General features: G+C 71.8%; 16 protein-coding genes and 4 pseudogenes. 10 read left to right on the top strand and 10 right to left on the bottom strand.

The genetic code is table 11. The features are described 5' to 3' along the window. Positions 1–72 precede the first annotated feature (72 nt). Genes AB0J21_RS15405 through AB0J21_RS15395 form a run of 3 tightly spaced genes read left to right on the top strand, consistent with a single transcriptional unit; the run spans position 73 to position 1,992 of the window. Positions 73–702 (top strand): NAD(P)-binding oxidoreductase, encoded by a 630-nt coding sequence (locus AB0J21_RS15405; protein WP_363146425.1) that lies wholly within the window; start codon positions 73–75, stop codon positions 700–702. Positions 703–733: 31 nt separating this feature from the next. Next, complete coding sequence (locus tag AB0J21_RS15400) at positions 734–1,372, top strand: NAD(P)H-binding protein (protein ID WP_363146424.1); 639 nt, start codon at positions 734–736, stop codon at positions 1,370–1,372. 41 nt (positions 1,373–1,413) lie between these two features. Continuing rightward, positions 1,414–1,992, top strand: a complete 579-nt coding sequence (locus AB0J21_RS15395; RefSeq protein ID WP_363146423.1) for a DUF2269 domain-containing protein — start codon at positions 1,414–1,416, stop codon at positions 1,990–1,992. A gap of 100 nt (positions 1,993–2,092) precedes the next feature. Here AB0J21_RS15395 and AB0J21_RS15390 read toward each other — a convergent pair. Further along, a pseudogene (locus AB0J21_RS15390) lies at positions 2,093–2,179 on the bottom strand (DUF4389 domain-containing protein); the annotation flags it as partial. A 329-nt stretch (positions 2,180–2,508) separates the two neighbouring features. Between AB0J21_RS15390 and AB0J21_RS15385 the strand changes: the two are divergent. Beyond that, a complete protein-coding gene (locus AB0J21_RS15385; protein ID WP_363146422.1) occupies positions 2,509–2,958 on the top strand; it encodes an ATP-binding protein in 450 nt (149 codons plus the stop codon). A 72-nt stretch (positions 2,959–3,030) separates the two neighbouring features. On the opposite strand, the gene argF is transcribed toward AB0J21_RS15385, so the two are convergent. The 3 genes and pseudogenes from argF to AB0J21_RS15370 form a co-directional block, all read right to left on the bottom strand. Next, positions 3,031–4,074 carry an ornithine carbamoyltransferase gene (gene argF, locus AB0J21_RS15380; protein WP_363146421.1) on the bottom strand — a complete coding sequence of 348 codons (1,044 nt, stop codon included), beginning with the start codon at positions 4,072–4,074 and terminating at the stop codon, positions 3,031–3,033. 264 nt (positions 4,075–4,338) lie between these two features. Beyond that, positions 4,339–5,571 (bottom strand): arginine deiminase, encoded by a 1,233-nt coding sequence (locus AB0J21_RS15375; protein ID WP_363146420.1) that lies wholly within the window; start codon positions 5,569–5,571, stop codon positions 4,339–4,341. A gap of 244 nt (positions 5,572–5,815) precedes the next feature. Further along, positions 5,816–5,926 (bottom strand): annotated as a pseudogene (locus AB0J21_RS15370) (HAD family phosphatase); the annotation flags it as partial. An 84-nt stretch (positions 5,927–6,010) separates the two neighbouring features. Here AB0J21_RS15370 and AB0J21_RS15365 point away from each other — a divergent pair. Next, positions 6,011–6,379 (top strand): annotated as a pseudogene (locus AB0J21_RS15365) (HAD-IA family hydrolase); the annotation flags it as partial. A 282-nt stretch (positions 6,380–6,661) separates the two neighbouring features. Here the strand turns inward: AB0J21_RS15365 and AB0J21_RS15360 are convergent. After that, positions 6,662–7,459: an SDR family oxidoreductase gene (locus AB0J21_RS15360; RefSeq protein WP_363146419.1), complete on the bottom strand. Its 798-nt coding sequence runs from the start codon at positions 7,457–7,459 to the stop codon at positions 6,662–6,664. Positions 7,460–7,579: 120 nt separating this feature from the next. Here AB0J21_RS15360 and AB0J21_RS15355 point away from each other — a divergent pair, with 120 nt between their 5' ends. Next, complete coding sequence (locus tag AB0J21_RS15355; RefSeq protein WP_363146418.1) at positions 7,580–8,497, top strand: AraC family transcriptional regulator; 918 nt, start codon at positions 7,580–7,582, stop codon at positions 8,495–8,497. A gap of 36 nt (positions 8,498–8,533) precedes the next feature. Here the strand turns inward: AB0J21_RS15355 and AB0J21_RS15350 are convergent, their stop codons facing one another. The 5 genes and pseudogenes from AB0J21_RS15350 to AB0J21_RS15330 all read right to left on the bottom strand — a co-directional run bounded on the left by AB0J21_RS15350 (position 8,534) and on the right by AB0J21_RS15330 (position 13,120). Further along, positions 8,534–9,457 (bottom strand): LLM class F420-dependent oxidoreductase, encoded by a 924-nt coding sequence (locus AB0J21_RS15350; protein WP_363146417.1) that lies wholly within the window; start codon positions 9,455–9,457, stop codon positions 8,534–8,536. Between the two features lie 189 nt (positions 9,458–9,646). Then, positions 9,647–10,141: a DUF6099 family protein gene (locus AB0J21_RS15345; RefSeq protein ID WP_363146416.1), complete on the bottom strand. Its 495-nt coding sequence runs from the start codon at positions 10,139–10,141 to the stop codon at positions 9,647–9,649. A 314-nt stretch (positions 10,142–10,455) separates the two neighbouring features. Next, positions 10,456–10,770 (bottom strand): nucleotide pyrophosphohydrolase, encoded by a 315-nt coding sequence (locus AB0J21_RS15340; protein WP_363146727.1) that lies wholly within the window; start codon positions 10,768–10,770, stop codon positions 10,456–10,458. 657 nt (positions 10,771–11,427) lie between these two features. Next, positions 11,428–12,576, bottom strand: a pseudogene (locus tag AB0J21_RS15335) (hypothetical protein); the annotation flags it as partial. 139 nt (positions 12,577–12,715) lie between these two features. Next, the gene (locus AB0J21_RS15330; protein ID WP_363146415.1) at positions 12,716–13,120 is read right to left on the bottom strand and encodes a cell division protein SepF; all 405 of its coding nucleotides are present in this window, start codon (positions 13,118–13,120) and stop codon (positions 12,716–12,718) included. An 897-nt stretch (positions 13,121–14,017) separates the two neighbouring features. Between AB0J21_RS15330 and AB0J21_RS15325 the strand changes: the two genes are divergently transcribed. From AB0J21_RS15325 to AB0J21_RS15310, 4 genes are all read left to right on the top strand, one after another. Continuing rightward, positions 14,018–14,896 carry a SigB/SigF/SigG family RNA polymerase sigma factor gene (locus AB0J21_RS15325; RefSeq protein WP_363146726.1) on the top strand — a complete coding sequence of 293 codons (879 nt, stop codon included), beginning with the start codon at positions 14,018–14,020 and terminating at the stop codon, positions 14,894–14,896. 265 nt (positions 14,897–15,161) lie between these two features. Further along, positions 15,162–15,938: an SDR family NAD(P)-dependent oxidoreductase gene (locus tag AB0J21_RS15320; RefSeq protein WP_363146414.1), complete on the top strand. Its 777-nt coding sequence runs from the start codon at positions 15,162–15,164 to the stop codon at positions 15,936–15,938. Between the two features lie 61 nt (positions 15,939–15,999). Beyond that, positions 16,000–17,241: an NUDIX domain-containing protein gene (locus AB0J21_RS15315; protein WP_363146413.1), complete on the top strand. Its 1,242-nt coding sequence runs from the start codon at positions 16,000–16,002 to the stop codon at positions 17,239–17,241. Positions 17,242–17,461: 220 nt separating this feature from the next. After that, a complete protein-coding gene (locus AB0J21_RS15310) occupies positions 17,462–17,710 on the top strand; it encodes a hypothetical protein (protein ID WP_363146412.1) in 249 nt (82 codons plus the stop codon). The last annotated feature ends 240 nt before the right edge of the window (positions 17,711–17,950 follow it).

Raw genomic sequence — 17,950 nt, 5'->3', positions numbered from 1 at the left:
TGTTTATTCGAGCCTGTCGAACAGCGCGCCCGGAGGCCCACTGCCTCCGGCCGCCCAGCCAAGGAGGCTTACGTGGAACTCGTCGTCGTAGGAGCCGCCGGTCGTACCGGCCGATTGATCGTCGAACGCGCACTGGACGCCAAGCACACGGTCACCGCGGTAGTTCGCGATCCCGCCCGACTGCGGATCGCCCGCGACAAGCTGACGGTGGCAACGGCCGACGTGATGGACCCAGAGAGCCTGGCCGCACCGCTCGTCGGTAAGGACGCTGTGGCCGTAGTGCTGGGCGTTCCGGACCGCAGCACCACCACCGTCTTCTCGGACGGTGTGCGCAACATCCTGCTGGCGGCCGCGGCCGGCGGTGTGCGCCGCGTGGTGGTCATGTCCTCGGCCGGGCTGGAGACCAAACATCTGCCGGTGCTCCAGCGGGCGGTGGCCGAGTTCGTGGTCGACCGCGTCTTCCGCAACATCCACCTGGACCTCCACCGTATGGAGGACGTGATCGAGGCGAGTGACACCGACTGGACCATCGTGCGTGCGCCGATGCTCACGGACGGACCGGCCACGCCGGGGTACCAGGTGGTCGTCGGCGGGCATCTGCCGAGGGCGCGGAGGGTGGCGCGAGCCAATGTGGCGGACTGCATCGTCAGTCATCTGGAGGACCCGACGACATATCAGCAGCGGATCGAGGTGTCGGACTGATGCCGCCGTCATCGGGCTGCCAGGGCCCGCGATGAACGTCGTCGTGTTCGGCGCCACCGGCGGCACCGGGCGGACCGTGCTGCGGCTGGCCGGCGAGGCGGGGCACCGCGTCACCGCCTTCGCCCGGAATCCAGCCGCCGTCACCACACCCGGGGTGCGCGTGGCGCCCGGTGATGTGGAGGACGCGGGGGCCGTGGCTGATGCAGTCGAGGGGGCCGACGCGGTGGTGTCGGCACTGGGCATCGGCTACAGCCGAGCGGCCACCACTGTCTACTCGGTCGGCACCGCCCACATCGTGGCCGCCATGCGCGCTCATCGGGTGCGCCGGCTCCTGTGTGTTTCCACCACCAGCATGGCTCGGCCATCCTGGCGTGCCGCCCCCGCCCAGCGAGCGCTGACCGCCCTGCTTCTGAAACCGCTGCTGCGCCGGCCCTACCGGGACATGGCCCGCATGGAGAGCATCGTGCGCACCGCCGACGACCTGGACTGGACTCTGGTCCGCGCGGCCCGGCTCACCGCGGGACAGCTGACCGGTCGATACCGCATGAGCCCTCCCAACGGCCAGTTGCCGGGCGCCTGGTCCGTGTCCCGCGCCGACCTGGCGTGCTGTCTCGTCCAGAGCCTGGAGGAGAAGGCCGTGTACCGGTCCGTGGTCGAGATCGCCTACTGAAGTGTGCACCGGTGCCACCGACCGCCCACTTGAGGAGAGATGTGAGCACCAACGGCAGCAGTCCGGAAGGGGCGGCCCCAACGCAGAAAACCGCCGGCCCCCGCGGTTTCCCCCGGCTGCCCCGGCACGCGCGGCGCGTCTGGCTGGTGGTGCATGTGGTGACCTCGGTCGGCTGGCTCGGCCTGACGCTCGGGCTGCTCGCCCTGGGCATCAACGGCCTGTCAGGACCGCCAGACCAGGTTCACGCGTCGTACCTCGCGATGGCGCTGTTCACCGACTGGTTGCTCCCCGTCATCAGTCTCGCCTCGCTGATCAGCGGGGTGCTGCTGGCTCTGGGGACGCCCTGGGGCCTACTACGGCACCGCTGGGTCGCCGTCAAGTTCTGGGTGTCGATCGCCGCCACGACGGCGTCCCTCTTCGCCCTGCGCGTCATCGTCGACCACGCGGCAGATCAGGCCGCCACGCCTGGGTACCACGGACCCCACGCGTTGGTGACCGGGCCGTCGGTGGCGCTGGCAGCGTATCTACTCAACACCGTCCTCTCGGTTGTCAAACCCTGGGGCCTGACCGCCCGTGGCCGCCGGGCGCGGCGCCGAACCGCCGGTGACCGGGTGAGATGACCCGCGGCCGCCCCCGCCGCCTCCGCCCGGTTGCTTCACCAGGTGTGCGGCTGCCCGTCGCGCGCGGAGCGCAGTGCAGGAGTGCGGGACGGCGGGAGCCCGGCATCCGGCCCAGGACCAGCGTGATCAGCCACCACACGAGGCCCAGCGCCCACCAGCCCGCCGTCGCGAGCGACTCGATGATCGCCACCGTCGGCCTGTTCAGTGGCGGAACCGGCTCGACGCACACCTCGCCGCACGGCGGCGACAGCACCGGGGCGTGTCCGCACGGGGTGCGCGGGCAGCTTCCGACCGGTACCTCCGGGTGACGGGTCCCGTACGATCCCGATCGGCCGATGTGAGTCGCGTCACTCGTCGGGGCGGGGAGGCCGGGTCGTTCCGGGGTGGACCGGGGCGAAGTGCCCAGCGTGCGCGGGCCGGACGGGTGGCGGGGGCGGTTCACGCGGCCCCGGAGGTTCGCCGCGCGGCTCCGTAGGCTGGGGGAAGTCCCCCTGCCGTTCGAACGGACCTCGCCCCGTGCTCGACATCCCCGTCCCCCTCGGTTGCAGCCGACGGCTCACGCTGCCGCACAGCGTCCACGCCGTACCGATCGCCCGCGCCATGGTGCGCGACACCCTGGCCGACATCGGTTCGGGGGCCGACGGCGACACGGCGGAACTGCTCACCGCGGAACTCGTCGCCAACGCCGTCGAGCACACCACCGGCGGCGACCCCATCGAACTCGTGGTGGAGCTGCTGCCCTCGTACTGCCAGGTCGAGGTGCGCGACAGCGATCCGGCCCCGCCCGGCGGGCTGAGCGACCCCGGCCCGATCGCCCCGCCCGACCCGTTCGACGAGGGGGGCCGAGGGCTCCTGCTGATCCGCGCGCTGAGCGCCGACTGCGGGCACCGTACGACCGACTCGGGCAAGGCCGTGTGGTTCACCCTCCCCGCACAGCGCCGCCCCGCCGCCGGACCGGAGGCCTGAGAGGCTCCGGGCCGAGGGCCACCGGCCCGCCCTCGACCCTCGGTCCTCGGTCCTCGACGGAAGACCGCGGGTTCAGTCGCGCGGCTCGTCGGCGGCGACGCGGCCGGGACCGGCGAGGGTCGCGACGAGGACCGCCTTGATGGTGTGCAGCCGGTTCTCCGCCTCGTCGAACACCACGGAGTGCGCGGACTCGAACACCTCGTCGGTGACCTCCAGTGAGCTGAGCCCGTACTGGTCGTGGATCTGCCGCCCCACGGCGGTGCCCAGGTCATGGAAGGCCGGCAGGCAGTGCAGGAACCTGACGTCCGGGTTCCCGGTGGCGCGCAGGACGTCCATCGTCACCGCGTACGGCGTGAGCGCCTGGATGCGCTCACCCCAGATCTCCTTCGGCTCCCCCATGGACACCCACACGTCGGTCGCGACGAAGTCCGCGCCCCGCACCCCCTCCGCGACGTCCTCGGTGAGGGTGACACGCGCGCCGCTGACGGCGGCCAGTTCCCGGGCGCGGCTCACGATCTCCTCGGCCGGCCAATACGCCCTGGGCGCCACGATGCGCACGTCCATGCCGAGCAGCGCCCCGGTGACCAGGTAGGAGTTGCCCATGTTGAAGCGGGCGTCGCCGAGGTAGGCGAAGGCGATACCGGTGAGCGGCTTCGCGCTGTGCTCGGTCATCGTGAGCACGTCGGCCAGCATCTGCGTGGGGTGCCAGTCGTCCGTCAGTCCGTTGTAAACGGGCACACCGCCGTACTGCGCGAGCTCCTCGACGGTGGACTGGGCGTCGCCGCGGTACTCGATGGCGTCGAACATGCGGCCGAGGACGCGCGCGGTGTCGCGCGGCGACTCCTTGTGCCCGATCTGGGAGCCCGAGGGGTCGAGGTAGGTCGTCGCGGCGCCCTGGTCGGCGGCGGCCACCTCGAAGGCGCAGCGGGTACGGGTCGAGGTCTTCTCGAAGATCAGGGCGATGTTGCGGCCCTTGAGACGCGGCACCTCGGTACCGGCGCGCTTCGCGGCCTTGAGGCGCGCGGCCAGATCGACCAGCGCGCGGAACTCGTCCGCGCTGAAGTCCAGCTCCTTGAGGAAGTGGCGGCCGGTGAGGTCTGTCGCGTCTGTCGCCATGAGGGCGCTCCTGGGCTCCTGGTACGGATACGGATACGGTCATTCAAGAAGAATGGAAGTGTATACGGTATCAGGAATTTCTATACGCCCACAGGGTGAACATCGTCCGCGTGCCCGCCTTTCCGCCGCAGCGTGCACCGCCCCGCGAGGTCGGGCGGGCGCGACGGGAAGAAGCCGCTGGGGGCAGCACGGGCCCCGGACCGGAACGGTCGGCCCCCGACCCGGACCCGGACGTATCTGTCGTACGGCCGCCTGGGGCCGCGCTCAGGCCGGGTCGCGTTCGACGGGGCAGCTCATGCAGCGCGGTCCGCCTCGCCCCCGGCCGAGTTCGCTGCCGCGGATCTCGATGACCTCGATGCCCTGCCGGCGCAGGTACGCGTTGGTCGTGGCGTTGCGCTCGTAGGCGATCACGACGCCCGGTTCGACGGCCAGTACGTTGCAGCCGTCGTCCCACTGCTCCCGCTCGGCGGCGTGCACGTCCTGCGTCGCGGTGAGGACCCGGACCGAGTCGAGGCCGAGCGCCGCGGCGATCGCCCGGTGCATGTGCTCCGGCGGGTGGTCGGTCACCTTCAGGTCACGCTCCCCCGCCCCCGGTTCGATGGTGTAGGAGCGGAGCATGCCGAGGCCCGCGTACTGCGTGAAGGCGTCCGCGTCGACCATCGTCATCACCGTGTCGAGATGCATGAAGGCACGGCGCTTGGGCATGTCGAGCGCGACGATGGTGCGCGCCGACCCGGCCGCGAACAGTTTCGTGGCGAGCATCTCCACGGCCTGCGCAGTCGTGCGCTCGCTCATGCCGATGAGAACGGCCCCGTTGCCGATGACCAGGACGTCACCGCCCTCGATCGTCGACGGATAGTCGTCCTGCCCCTCCGACCAGATGTGGAAGGGCTCGGCCGGATCGCCGTGGAACAGCGGATGGTGGCGGTAGATCGCCTCGAAGTGGACCGTCTCGCGCTGCCGGGCGGGCCAGCGCATCGCGTTGATCGACACCCCGTCGTAGATCCACGCCGAGGTGTCCCGGGTGAACAGGTGGTTGGGCAGCGGGCCGAGCAGGAAGTCGTCGGGCTCCATGACGTGGAAGCGCACCGAGACGGGCTCCGGACTGCGCTCCAGGTACTCCCGCTTCGTCACACCCCCGATGAGCGCCTCGGCCAGCTCCGCCGCGCTCAGCTCGTCGAAGGCCGCGCGCAGCACGTCGGTCGCGAGCGGACCGTACTCCTTCTCGTCGAAGACGCGGTCGAGTACCAGCCCGCGCGCCACGGGCAGCTCCAGCGTCTCGCGCAGCAGCTCGTCGAAGAGGTGGACGGCCACGCCGCGCCCGCGCAGCACGTCCGCGAAACCGTCGTGCTCCTGTTTGGCGCGGCGCACCCACAGCACGTCGTCGAAGAGGAGCGCGTCCTTGTTGCTCGGTGTGAGCCGCTTCAGTTCCAGCCCGGGTCGGTGGAGTATGACGCGGCGCAGCCGCCCGGTCTCGGAGTCGACATGGAAGCCCATGCTGACCATCTTCTCCGCACGGCCGCGTCCTCACCCGTTTTCCCCACCCGGACGACCGAAGCGGGCCTCCGGCGGGCGGACCACCGACGCTGCCGGAGGGGGCCGGCGAACGGAGGGGCCGGCGAACCGGAGAGAGCCGGTGAAGGGGGCGGCGACGCTGTCAACTTCAGCCACCCGTCGTGCGGCAGACCGGTCGGCGTACGTGGCCGCCGCCCGGTGCGCGTCCGCGGCCTGCCCGGTGGTGGACAGCACCGGCCAGAATGCCGAGCCGTTGCTCCCAGCGTCCAACCCACCCCGTCTCGGGGGTGAACTCCAACACGCCACTGCGATCGAGAATGACGCAACGCGAGTCCAAGGGATTCCCCTCGTTCCTTCGCGTGATCGAGTCACCGGCACGCACTCTGTGCGGCTCAGTGGTCCAGCACACGGTCGGCCTTCACGGGCGGGGAGCGTGGGGGCGGTCAGTGAGCGTCAGGTGCACGCTCAGGTGACCGCCGCACTCCGTCTCGACGCGGCGGAGGTGGAAGCCTTCATGGCCGATCTGTGGGCCGAGTACCTGGGAACGCCGAATGACGAACTGATCACGTACGTGCGGCGACTACGGTCGCGCTGCAGGCTGGGCATCCTGAGCAACAGCTTCGTCGGTGCCCGTGAGCGGGAGACGGCCGGGTACCACTTCGACGAACTCGTCGATCTCATCGTCTACTCCCACGAGATCGGGGTCTGCAAGCCCGAACCGCGCGCCTTCGCCGTGACATGTGCCCGACTGCGCGTGCGCCCGGAGGACTGTCTCTTCGTCGATGACCTCGCGGGCCGGGTACCTGTCGCTCGTGTCGCCGTCGCGCACGGCCCGCGGGTCCGAGCCGCACAACGCCGCAGTAGGTGGCCCCGTACGGCGCTGTCGTCGTCGCGCAGGTCTTGGCGGCCGAAGGGCCGTGGAGCGAGCGGGCCGCCGGACCGCCCGGGACGGCCCGGCCGGTGGCGGAGCGCGTGGTTCGTGATCACCTTTCGTCGTGCGTGGCTCGCGGGCGCGGGTCGCCCAGTTCTGGAGTCGCTCCCGCATGCGGCCCCGTTGGTGCTGGGGCGCCCGTCAGCGCAGGCGGGTGGCTGCGATCCCGCCGTCCACGTCGAGCGTTGCCCCGTGGATGAACGTCGCCTCGTCGGAGACGAGGAAGCGGACCGCGTACGCGACGTCGACGGGGCGTACGGGCGAGCCCGCGGGGGTCCCCTTGGTCATCTCGGCGAGCTGATCCGCGCTCGTGGAGGTGCCTCGCGTGGCGGTCGCCCCGGGAGCGACGGTGTTCACACGGACACCACGCGGGCCGTACTCGGCCGCCCACGCCCGGGTCAGCTGCTCGACAGCCGCCTTGGTCGCCGGGTAGAGCGCCTTGTAGGGGACGCCCACTCGGGCCATCCACGAGCCGATGTTCACGATGCAGCCCGATTGCCGTTCCGCCATGTGGGGGGCGAGGCCGGCGACCAGGACGTGCGGGGCACGGATGTTGGTCGCCCAGAGCGCCTGCATCTCCTCATCGGTGACGCTCTCGGTGAGGAAGCCCGGATAGACACCCGCGTTGTTGACGAGGATGTCGACGTTGCCGCCGAGTGTTTCCCTGGCCCGCTGGGCGAAGGCACGGATCTCGCCCGGTTCGGCGCCGAGGTCGGCGGTGAGCGCGTGTGCCCGGCCTCCGGCGTCCACGATCGCGTCCACGACACCCTGCGCCCGGCCGGAGTCCCGGCCGCTGACGACCACCTCGGCCCCCGAGGCAGCGAGCACCCGGGCGACGGCCTCACCGATTCCGCCCGAGGACCCGGTGACCAGCGCCGTGCGCCCGAGCAGCGAGGTGTCGGCGGAGAGGGAGGACAGAAGCTCTTCATTCGTTCGCATACCTCCATCGTCGGGGTGCGGGTCAGCTCACTTCTTGCCTGACACGATCATTCCTTTGCCGGATCCTCTACCGGGTCCTGTCCTGAGGGCTGTCCGGATGCGGTGAGGTTGGATGGGTGCATGGACGAAGCCACCGCCCGGAACCTCGCGCGAGCGGCCGACGTCGTGTCACGACGGGTGGACGACAAGGCCTCGACAGAGGCGCTCGGACTCCGGCTCAGCCACGTCGCCGTCCCGACCGGGCTCGCCTACCAGCACTACACGCCGTCTCTGTCCTGCGTTCTCACGGGACGCAAACGCACGATCATCGGCGATGACGACCAGGTCTGGGGCCGTGAGCGGTTCATCATCACGCCGGTCGGGCTCCCGCTCGTCTCAGGCGTCGTCGACACCGACGGACGGCGCGGCTTCCTGGCGGCCAGATGGCAGCTCGCCCCGGCACTCGTCGCAGAGGTGGCCGCCGCGATGCCGCGCAGTGATCAGCCGGCCGGGGCGATGAACCGGCTCGGCACCTGGTCACCCGCCCTGGCCGACGCATTCGCCCGCCTGATCGGCCTTCTCGACGAAGCCGAACACATCCCGGTCCTCGCCCCACTGATCGCACGGGAGATCGTGCTGCGCCTCCTGCAGACCGATCAGGCGCCCCGGGTCCTCGCCGCCGTCGACGACGGGGACCCCGCCGTGCCCCGGGCTGCTCGCCTCCTCACCGACCGGCTGGCCGACCCCTGGTCGATGAGCGATCTCGCTGCGGCCGTCGGGATCAGCCAGCCGACCCTGTTCAGGCGCTTCAAAGAGGCGACGTCCATGACGCCCGGGCAGTACCTCAAGCGCCTACGGCTCGGCGAGGCCCAGCACCGTATGGTCGTGCTCGGCGAGACCGCGGCCCAGGCTGCCTCCGCGGTCGGCTACCGAAGCGCCCCCCACTTCTCTCGCGATTACCGTCAGCTCTACGGACGAACGCCCGCGGCAGACGCTTCGCGCCTGCGGGAACAACTGCGGCAGCGAGGAAGTGAAGGCCGGTTCAGTCCGGACCGGTGACGCGTAGGGCGAAGACCGGCTCCGGTGGCGAAGCGCTCAGGACAGTTGGGACAGCACCTGGGAGGAGATCAGCTCCAGGTGGTCGAGGTCGTCCAGGTCGAGCACCTGCAGGTAGATCCGCTGGGAGCCGATGGCCGCGAACTGGCCGATGCGGTCCACGACCTCGGCCGGGGTGCCGGTCAGGCCGTTGGCCTTCAGGTCGTCGACCTCACGTCCGATGACGGCGGCTCGACGTGCGACCTCCGCGTCGTCCTTCCCCACGCACACGACCAGGGCGTTGGAGTAGACCAGATCGTCCGCCTGACGTCCGGCCTCCACCGCTGCGGCTTTCACCCGGGCGAACTGTCGCTCGCTGTCCTCGATCGAGGCGAACGGGATGTTGAACTCGTCGGCGTAACGGGCGGCCATCCTCGGTGTCCTGGTCGCGCCGTGTCCGCCGACGAGGATCGGCACCCGGGACTGGGCGGGCTTCGGCAGGGCCGGCGAGTCGGACAGCTGGTAGTAGGTGCCGTCGAAGTCGAAGGTCTCGCCGGCCTTCGTCTCCCACAGGCCGGTGACGATGGCGAGCTGTTCCTCCAGGCGCCCGAACTTCTCCTTCGGGAAGGGGATGCCGTACGCCTTGTGCTCCTCCTCGAACCAGCCCGCTCCGAGGCCGAGTTCGATGCGTCCACCGGACATCTGGTCCACCTGCGCGACCTCGATCGCGAGGACACCGGGGAGCCGGAAGGTGCCGGCCGTCATCAGGGTGCCGAGACGGATGCGCTTCGTTTCGCGGGCGAGCCCCGCCAGCGTGATCCAGGCGTCGGTGGGGCCGGGCAGCCCGTCCACCGCTCCCATCTTGAGGTAGTGATCGGAGCGAAAAAAGGCCTCGAAGCCGAGGTCCTCCGTTGCCTTGGCGACGGTCAGCAGCGTGTCGTAGGTGGCCCCCTGCTGGGGCTCTGTGAAGATGCGAAGATCCATGGGTCCATCCTGCACGGTCGTACCGCCACGGCCCGCATCGCTCGCCGCGCGGTGTCGCCGTCCTGACCCGGTGAGTTCTCCTGTCCCCGGACCGAAGCCCGCACGCGAGCTTCGGCCCCGGCCCCGGCCTGAACCGCAGGACCGGCCCGCCGCGTGCGGCCGGAGGCGCGCGGTGTGGCCGCACTCGTCTCACGACTGTCCCGCCCGGGACCCGCGCATGGGGTCCGCGCCGTCCCGTCCCGTCGGCCCGCGGTGTATCCGCCGCAGGTCCAGCACCTGGTCGCGCAGTTCGTCCGTCGCGTCGACCATCTCCATGCACTGCCAGTAGGCAGTGCCTTCCTGCGCAGAGGAGGCCACCGCCACCAGGGCCACCGCGGCCTGGTCCAGGAGCCGCTCCAGCGCTTCGAGCGCCGCGGACGGATCGGCGACCGTCGTCAGGCGCGCCGCTCGCACCCCCTCGGACACCCCCTGCGGGCCCGGCGGCGCCCCGTCGTGCCCGCCATCGCCCGCTTCCGAGAAGGCCAGTGTCTCCCCGTGCGGGCCGGGAGGGCCGTGTGCCGTCAGTCTTCCGCCGATGGCCCGGGCGAGCGTCTGCGCCTGCCAGGACTCGGTCATGATGCGTGTCTCGTCCTTGGCCCGGGCGAGCGCCCGTGCCGTCACCTCGATGAGCCGCACCGCGTCCATCGTTTCCGCCCCCGTTCCCGCTTCCGTTCATCGCTCTCCCGCCCCGACGCCTCGTCGTCTTCCCGCCCGTTCTCTTTCCGATACTCAGAGTGACTGAATCGTCGGGAGATCGCGAGAGGTAAAGCCACATCTGTGGATAACCAGGAGAAGTTGCTCAGCCTCGCCACTCCATAGAGTGATCACGACGGCTGGAGAGAACGGCGCGGTGAACGAGTTCCCGTCCAGGGACGGTCTGGTTCACGGCCGCGTGGAACGCCCGGCGTGGGGCCACGGCCTCTCGGCGCCTCGCTCACCGGCGCCGACCGCCCTGAGCGTCACGCAGGGTCGGCCGGGCCGGCCGGGAATCGCTGTTCGTTGCGGTCGATCTTGGCGCTGAGCGCGGCGAGCGGGTCGATGTCGAGGACCGCGCAGAACTGGAGGAGGTAGGCCAGGACATCGGCCACCTCGTCGCGCACCCGGTGGGCGGACTCCGGGGAGGTCATGACGTCGGCGGATTGCTGCGGTGTCAGCCACTGGAAGATCTCCAGCAGCTCCGAGGCCTCGACGCTGAGCGCGGCGGCCACGTTCTTCGGGGTGTGGAACCGGCCCCAGTCCCGGGCCGCCGCGAAGTCCACGAGCCGCTCTCGCAGCTCGTCGAGGCCGGGAGCGGCGGGCTCCTGCGCGACCGAAGCCGCCCCCGGCGCCGCTCCACCACCCCCCGTCGATGCGGTAGGTGCTGCGGGCGTCGTGGGAGCGGCTTCGTTCTCGTCAGTCACACACCAGGTGTATCACCGCAGCCGAGGGGCGAACGCCGTCCCCGCTCAGCGCTCGGCACGCCCAACGGGGCCCGTTCCGCGGCCCGGCCTCCCGGGCGACCGGCCCTCACCACCGCGCCGCCCCAAGGACTCGCAGTCCCCGCTCGGCCGGGGGGCCGGCACACGATCGCGCTCGGTGCCCGGGCCTACGTCGCGCCGGTGAGGACCGGGCTGTTCGGCCCCCGCCGAACCCGTCTGCTCCGCAGGGCCTGACCGCCCCTCAGGGCGCTGCGCTTCCTCGGTACCCGACCGCGTCTCAGGCTCCAGCCGTTCGACCGCCCCCGGCCGTACCGCCGCATCCGTCCCACTCCCCGGATCAAGCCCCGGGGCCGCACCGTGCTCGGTTCCCGCATCAGGTTCCGATCCCGGACCACGCCCCGACCCCGGACCCGATTCCCGCACCTGCCTCGGCACCAGCCCCGATCCACAGTCCGGCGTCAGGTCCGCCGCCTCGCCGGGCCCGGCCGGATCGTCAGGTCCGGTCCCTTCGCGGCCGAGGTCCACGACGGTGATGCCCTCGACGGTCGAGGCCCACTGCGCGTCGCCGGCCGTCGCGAGCAGGCGGACGTGGCCGCGGGCGCACATCCCGGCGGCCAGGGACAGCAGGTGACGGCTCTGGTGCGCGTCGAGGCCGCGGTCGATTCCGTCGGCCAACACTGTGAGGGTCTGGAGGGCGCCGGGGACTTCCACGACCGGGTCCACGTCGAGGACGCCGGGGCCGGTGAGCAGGACCAGGGAGAGCGCCAGGTGGCGCAGCTCGCCGTCGGCGAGGCGGCTGAGCGGGGTGGTCCGGCCCTCCGCGCGTTCCAGGTGGGCGAGGACTCTCCCGTCCTCCAGGCATCGGGCACCAAGGGCGTGGACCGGCCCGGTGCAGCCCTCGCGGGCGGCGGCCTCCAGCAGGCCGTACCGGTGCGGGCACTCCGCGGCGGCGCGCAGCACGATCTCGGCGAGGTTGTCGCAGCCGCTGAGCAGTCGGCCGCCCCGCGGGGTGGCCGGGGGCCGCATGGCGGAGGGGTCAGGATCGCAGCGGAAGGTGGAGCGCAGGGCGAGCACCATCTGTTCGGCGGCCGCGAGGACCTGACGCTGTCCTTCCGTCCGGCCCGAGACGCGCAGCGGAAGCAGGGCGGTGCCGAGTTGGTCGTCGGGCAGCGGGGCGCGGGTGACGGGTGTGGAACCGGCGGTGTGCCAGGCGGCCTGCACGGAGGGCCGGCCGGGGTCGCGCAGCGCGGTTTCGAGATAGGTGATGCCCTCGCCGCTCAGGCGTTCCCCGACGATGCGCAGTTCCGGTTCGGCCTGGACGGCGAGATCGAGGCGGACGGGGCCGACGGGGCCGTCCGCCGTGCAGCCGATCCGGAAGCCCCTGCGGCCCTGGGAGTCGGGGCGGGCGTTCTCGGGCACCACGTCGAGGGGTTCGGGGAAGACCTCCTCAAGCGTCGCCCCCGCGCCGAGGGCGGCCAGGGCGGAGCAGGCGGCGAGGGCGGTGGACTTGCCGCTGCCGCTGGGCCCGGTGAACAGGGTCGCCGGGCCCAGCGTGTGAACGGCGGAGCGGTGACCCGCGTAGGCGGACAGGCGCAGTTCGGTCAGCTCGGGACGCATCGGCCGCCGGGGCGGCCGGGTGGGAGCCGGTGGTGGGGGGAACATGCCCGGAACATAGGGGCCGTCCGGACAGGGGAACCGTTTTGTCGCCGAGTTCTTCCCCCCATCGGGGGACTTTCGGAGTGCGCGGCTTCCGCCCGGGCAACGCGGAGAGGGGTGAGGCCGCCGGGGAGTGTGGACGGCCTCACACGCTGCCCGCGCTGCCCCTGACTCCTTCGACGAGGCTCTTGACCTCGGTTCCGGGCGGGGCGAGGAGGAACACGTTGCGGTCGACCCGGTGCATGCCGCTGCCGAGGCCGAAGACGACTCCGCTGCTGAAGTCGAGGACGCGTTTGGCGACGTCGGTCTCCGCTCCGCTCAGGTCGAGCAGGACGGGGACCTGGGTCATGAGGGTCTCGGCCACCTCGCGGGCGTCCGCGAAGACGTTGACGCGCAGGACCACGAAACGGCGTCGCGCCTCGGCCTCCCGGTCGGCTTCGGGCGGGAGGGAGCGGTGCCCCGTCCAGGAGGGCCAGGCGTCGCTGCTGCGCAGCGGCACGACCTGGGCGAGCCCTTCCCACTGTTCATCAGTGACGTCGTGGCTGTTCACTGCCCCACCCCGTCCGGGCTCGTACGATTGTCTGCATCGGTCAATTCTCGCCTGGTTCGCCCGTTCGGCCTACCAGCGACACGCCTGCCCCGTCGCCGCCGTTCCACCTGTGCTCCCTCGGCCCCGTGCCGACGGAGACTGCCGACTGTGTGCCGGCGGTGCCGCGCCGTCCGGGGACGGCGGCGTGGTCACGGTGGTGTCCCCGCCGAGGAGTGACGGCGTGCGGGCCGCCGTTCGGTTTCCCCGGCCAAACGGTATCGAACGCCGGGAACGGGTCAGGACAAGCATCCAGCACGTACCCGTCGACGCCCCGGCAGGCCGGTCTCCGTCCGTTCCCGCTCCCCGTCCTCGTCTCCGTAGCGTATCCGCAGAGGCGGCAGCTGACACGGACACCGGCAAGGACGGACGGCGCACAGGCGGGCCCGCAGGCCCGCGTGCGCCCGGACCTGGCTGTCGGCCGGACCCCACGCCCCCGGCAGCGGGCCGCAAGGAGAGCCTGCTTCTTTCCGTATTCCAGAAAAGCACCAGTACCCGCGTTCCCGCATATTTCACGGCCAATCACAGAAGCGTTCCAGATTTTTCTGAGCAATCCGTACGGCCGCGCCCGGCAGGCGACTTCCACGCCGTGTGTGCATTCCCCCTCGGCGTCGGTGCGCTGAATTGACTGCCCGTCAAGCCGGTTGTGCCCGTATGGGAACTCTTTGTCATTCGATGTGTGTGAGCGCGCCGTGCACGGGCAGGCGGGCCCGTAGCCAAGGTGTACGACCGCATTCGACTGCAAAGGTGCTTCACGTGACGATCCCCACGCACTCCGCAGGAACGTCCGGCCGGTCGGCGGCCGGGGTCACCGGTGTCAACAACGCTCTCCACCAGGGCACTCCGGCGAACTGCGCGGCGGTGGCGCACTCCGCCACCGCGGTCGCACCGGCCCGCACCGCCCCGGAGGAGACGGCGGACCTGCCGTGGATCGAGGACGCGGGAAAGATCGCGCCGAAGGACGCCAGGGCCCTGTCGAAATTGTTCTTCGACCAGCTGCAGACCCTGGAGGAGGGCACCCGCGAGTACCAGTACGCGCGGAACACGCTGATCGAGATGAACCAGTCGCTGGTCCGTTTCGCCGCCCGGCGCTTCCGTAATCGCGGCAACGGCGAGATGGAGGACATCTTCCAGGTCGGCACGATCGGGCTCATCAAGGCGATCGACCGCTTCGACCTCTCCCGCGAGGCGGAGTTCACGTCGTTCGCCATTCCGTACATCGTCGGTGAGATCAAGCGGTATTTCCGGGACAGCACGTGGGCGGTGCACGTGCCGCGTCGCCTCCAGGAGCTGCGGGTCGAACTGGCGCGGGCCAAGGAGCGGCTCGCTACCGATCTGGACCGCGATCCGACGATCAAGGAGCTGGCGGAGGACCTGAAGCTCAGCGAGGACGAGGTCATCGACGGGCTCATCGCGGCCAACGGCTACATGTCGGACTCCCTGGACCTGCCGGCCGACAACAGCACGGGCACCAAGCCCGACCAGAAGAACGCGACGACGTACGCCGACTTCCTGGGCTCGTGCGACCCGGCGATGGAACTCGTCGAGGACTTCACTTCGCTCGCCCCGCTGCTGGAGGGCCTGGACGACCGCGAACGCCACATCCTGGAACTGCGGTTCGGCGCCGAGATGACGCAGTCGCAGATCGGCGCGGAGCTGGGTGTCTCCCAGATGCACGTGTCGCGACTGCTGAGCCGCACCCTGAGCAAGCTGCGGACGGGAATGCTCTCCGAACGCTGAGACGCGGCGCCGAAGACGACGCACACGGACGGGCACCCCTGCCGGCCACGCCCCGCGCACCGCCCGGCCACCCCGCTGGTGACCCCACCCCCGGCCCCCGCCACTTCGCGGGGGCCCCTTCCGTGGGCGGGTACGGTGCCGACCGGCGGGTCGGCGGGTGGCACTCTCCCGGAGCAGTGCGGCGTGATGTCCCGCCCGGTCCGGGTACAGGTCCCGGCAGCACGTGCGTCGAGGCGCGGGCACCAGGACCGGGGAGCTGACGAGGATGACGGAACGGCACAGCGGGAGTCCGGGGCGGGAACTGGCCGGGAGCACCGCTCTCGTGACGGGCGCCTCCAGCGGGATCGGTGAGGAGACCGCGCGGGCCCTCGCGGACCGGGGCGCCCGGGTGGCCCTCGTGGCGCGCCGCGCGGACCGGCTCACGGACCTCGTGACGCGCATCGAGGAGGACGGCGGGACGGCGTTCGCGATCCCGGCCGACCTGAGCGATCCCGAGGGCGCCGCGGCGGCCGTGGCCCGGGGCGCGGAGCACTTCGGCGCGCTGGACGTCGTGGTGAACAACGCCGGTTACGGAGCGCGCCGTTCGGTCGAGGAGTCCGACCCGGCCGACTGGGAGCGGATGATCGCCGTCAATCTGGGGGCGGTCCTGCACGTCTCGCGCGCCGCGCTCCCCCACCTCCTGCGGGCGGCCGACGAGGGCCCGCGCGGTGTGGCCGACCTCGTGAACGTCGCGTCCGTCGCGGGCCGGGTGCCCCGCAAGAACAACAGCGTCTACTCGGCGACCAAGCACGCCGTGGTGTCGTTCAGCGAGTCCCTGCGGCAGGAGGTCACCACGCGCCGGGTGCGGGTGGGCCTGGTGGAGCCCGGTATGACGCAGACGGAGATGACGCGCGGCGGGCAGTCGGCCGCCGGCCGGGGCATGCCCCCGCAGGACTGGCTGCACGCGCGGGACGTGGCACGCGCGATCGTCTTCATGGTGACGCAGCCGCCACGCGCCGCCGTCAACGAACTGATGGTGCGCCCGACGGCACAAGAGCACTGACCGGCTTCGCCGACTACCCGGCTCGGGCATGGCGGATCGTGTGCCCGGGTAGGGTCCGCGCGTGACCGAAGCGGGCGCCTGGGACGCGCACTACCTGGCCGGAGGGCGCTTCCGCCCCCTCACCGGCTCCGAACGCCGGTTGCTGGCCGAGCACGTACCCACGCCGCCCGGCGGTCTCGCGCTGGACGTGGGGTGCGGCACGGGAGAGCTCGCCCGCCACCTCGCCGACACCGGATGGACGGTGGACGCCGTCGACCTCTCCGCGACCGCCCTCGCCGAGGCGCGCTCGGCGGAACCGGAACCGGAACCGGAACCGAGGCCGGGAAGCGGGCCGGAGCCGCCGCGGCGGTCGCCGCAGTCGCCGCAGCCGCGGACGAGTGGCCCGCCCGCCCGTGGCACGCCGGCCCGCCCGGCACGCGTCCCCGTCCGCTACCTCCGGTACGACATCACCCGGGCCGACGGATGGAGCGGGGGGCCACCACTGCACCGGGCCGGGGAGGCGGCCGGGGGGCCGGGCGGCGGGACGGAGCCGGGCCGGCTTCCCCACGGCGCGTACGACCTCGTCGTCCTGCGGCTCAGCATCGCCTTCCTGCCCGACCGCACGCGGCTCGTGAACCGGCTGGCGCGGCTGCTGCGGCCGGGCGGAACCGTATGCGTCGTCACTGCGCGCGCCGAGTCCGCCCCGGCCGGGCGGCGGCACTCCGCCCTCGACGCGGAGGAGATCGAGGCGCTGCGCGCGGGCTGGTCCCGGACCGCCCTGTACGACGCGGAGGGGCTCGCCTTCCTCGTCCTGCGCGGCCTCGATCCCGGCCCCGTGCGCTACGGCGAGAAGGGCGCGCCCGCGCCGTGGGCGATGGCGGGGGCCGGCGTGGTCGTGACCGACGACCACGGCCGCGTCCTGCTGGGCCGGACCACCGGCGGCGTGTGGGAGTGCCCTGGCGGGAAGCGCGAGGAGGGCGAGAGCTGGGAGCAGGCCGCCGTGCGGGAACTCGCCGAGGAGACCGGGCTGCGGGCCGTGACCAGGAACGCGCGGGTGCACGCGTTCCTCACCGACAGCGCGCACGGCATCACCCGCGTCACCGCCGCCGTCCGTGTGCTTCGGCACCGTGGCAGCCCCTCCGTGCGGGAACCGCACCACATCCGCCGCTGGGAATGGCACGAGCCGGCCGAACTGGCCCACCTTCCCCAGCCGTTGTTCACTCCCAGCGCGCAGGTCCTGGAGTCCGTGTGGCCGGGACTGCTGCCCGGTCTGCCGCCCGTGGACCGAAGGCTGCTCGTGCCCGAGGAACCGGACGGGCGATAGCCCTCCGCGACACGGAAGAGGTGTCGCGCCGGCGGGGGCGGCGGGGCCGTCTGCGGTATGTCGTTCGATGGTCAACCAACGCGCCGCATCCCCGCAGGGCGAACCCCCCGCAAGACGTACCTGTGCCGCCATTCGGACGAATGCGGGGAGGAAAGGGGATATGGGCGGTGGCCAGGGGCACAGATGCGGTGAACCACCCCCCTCACCACAGGAGTTCCGTATGCGCATCCGCACCGCGTTCGCCGCCGTCGCTCTCGCCGCCACCGCCGTGATGGGCGGCGCCGGTCTGGCAGCCGCGGGCGAGGGCCCGCACGAAGTCCACGGCGTCGCCGCCGAGGGCGAGTTCTCGCACACGGCCGCCCGCGCCGACTACCTGAACCTCGGTGGCCCGTACGGCATCACCAAGGGTTCCATCGCCGGCACGCACACCGAGGGCGAGTTCGAGTACGCCGAGTTCTGGGCCCGCTGAGAGAGGCCGGCGATCCGCCGGCCGTTTCGCAGCACCCTCGAAGCCCCGGCCGGGCCACGCGCCCGGCCGGGGCTTCGGTCTGTCCTGAGCCCACCGCCGAACGGCCCGCTCCGCGGCACCCGCTTCCGCCGAACCGGCTTCCGTTGGCCGAATGTTCGACGCGACGTCTCCTCAAGCGCACCGCGAGACACCAGACTGATCGCGCGCGGACGACCGCTGTCCGGCCGCTGTCCGATCCCG

This window comes from Streptomyces sp. NPDC049954, from assembly GCF_040656295.1.
GTDB lineage: Bacteria > Actinomycetota > Actinomycetes > Streptomycetales > Streptomycetaceae > Streptomyces.
Note: the sequence above shows the minus strand (reverse complement) of the source record. Positions and strands in the feature narration are given on the sequence as shown.

What these genes read in the sequence shown, in the direction of transcription:
- AB0J21_RS15400 (WP_363146424.1), top strand. Translation starts at nt 734, where the DNA reads ATGAACGTCGTCGTGTTCGGCGCCACCGGCGGCACCGGGCGGACCGTG.
- argF (WP_363146421.1), bottom strand. Translation starts at nt 4,074, where the DNA reads ATGGCGACAGACGCGACAGACCTCACCGGCCGCCACTTCCTCAAGGAG.
- AB0J21_RS15375 (WP_363146420.1), bottom strand. Translation starts at nt 5,571, where the DNA reads ATGGGCTTCCATGTCGACTCCGAGACCGGGCGGCTGCGCCGCGTCATA.
- AB0J21_RS15360 (WP_363146419.1), bottom strand. Translation starts at nt 7,459, where the DNA reads ATGCGAACGAATGAAGAGCTTCTGTCCTCCCTCTCCGCCGACACCTCG.
- AB0J21_RS15355 (WP_363146418.1), top strand. Translation starts at nt 7,580, where the DNA reads ATGGACGAAGCCACCGCCCGGAACCTCGCGCGAGCGGCCGACGTCGTG.
- AB0J21_RS15350 (WP_363146417.1), bottom strand. Translation starts at nt 9,457, where the DNA reads ATGGATCTTCGCATCTTCACAGAGCCCCAGCAGGGGGCCACCTACGAC.
- AB0J21_RS15345 (WP_363146416.1), bottom strand. Translation starts at nt 10,141, where the DNA reads ATGGACGCGGTGCGGCTCATCGAGGTGACGGCACGGGCGCTCGCCCGG.
- AB0J21_RS15320 (WP_363146414.1), top strand. Translation starts at nt 15,162, where the DNA reads ATGACGGAACGGCACAGCGGGAGTCCGGGGCGGGAACTGGCCGGGAGC.
- AB0J21_RS15310 (WP_363146412.1), top strand. Translation starts at nt 17,462, where the DNA reads ATGCGCATCCGCACCGCGTTCGCCGCCGTCGCTCTCGCCGCCACCGCC.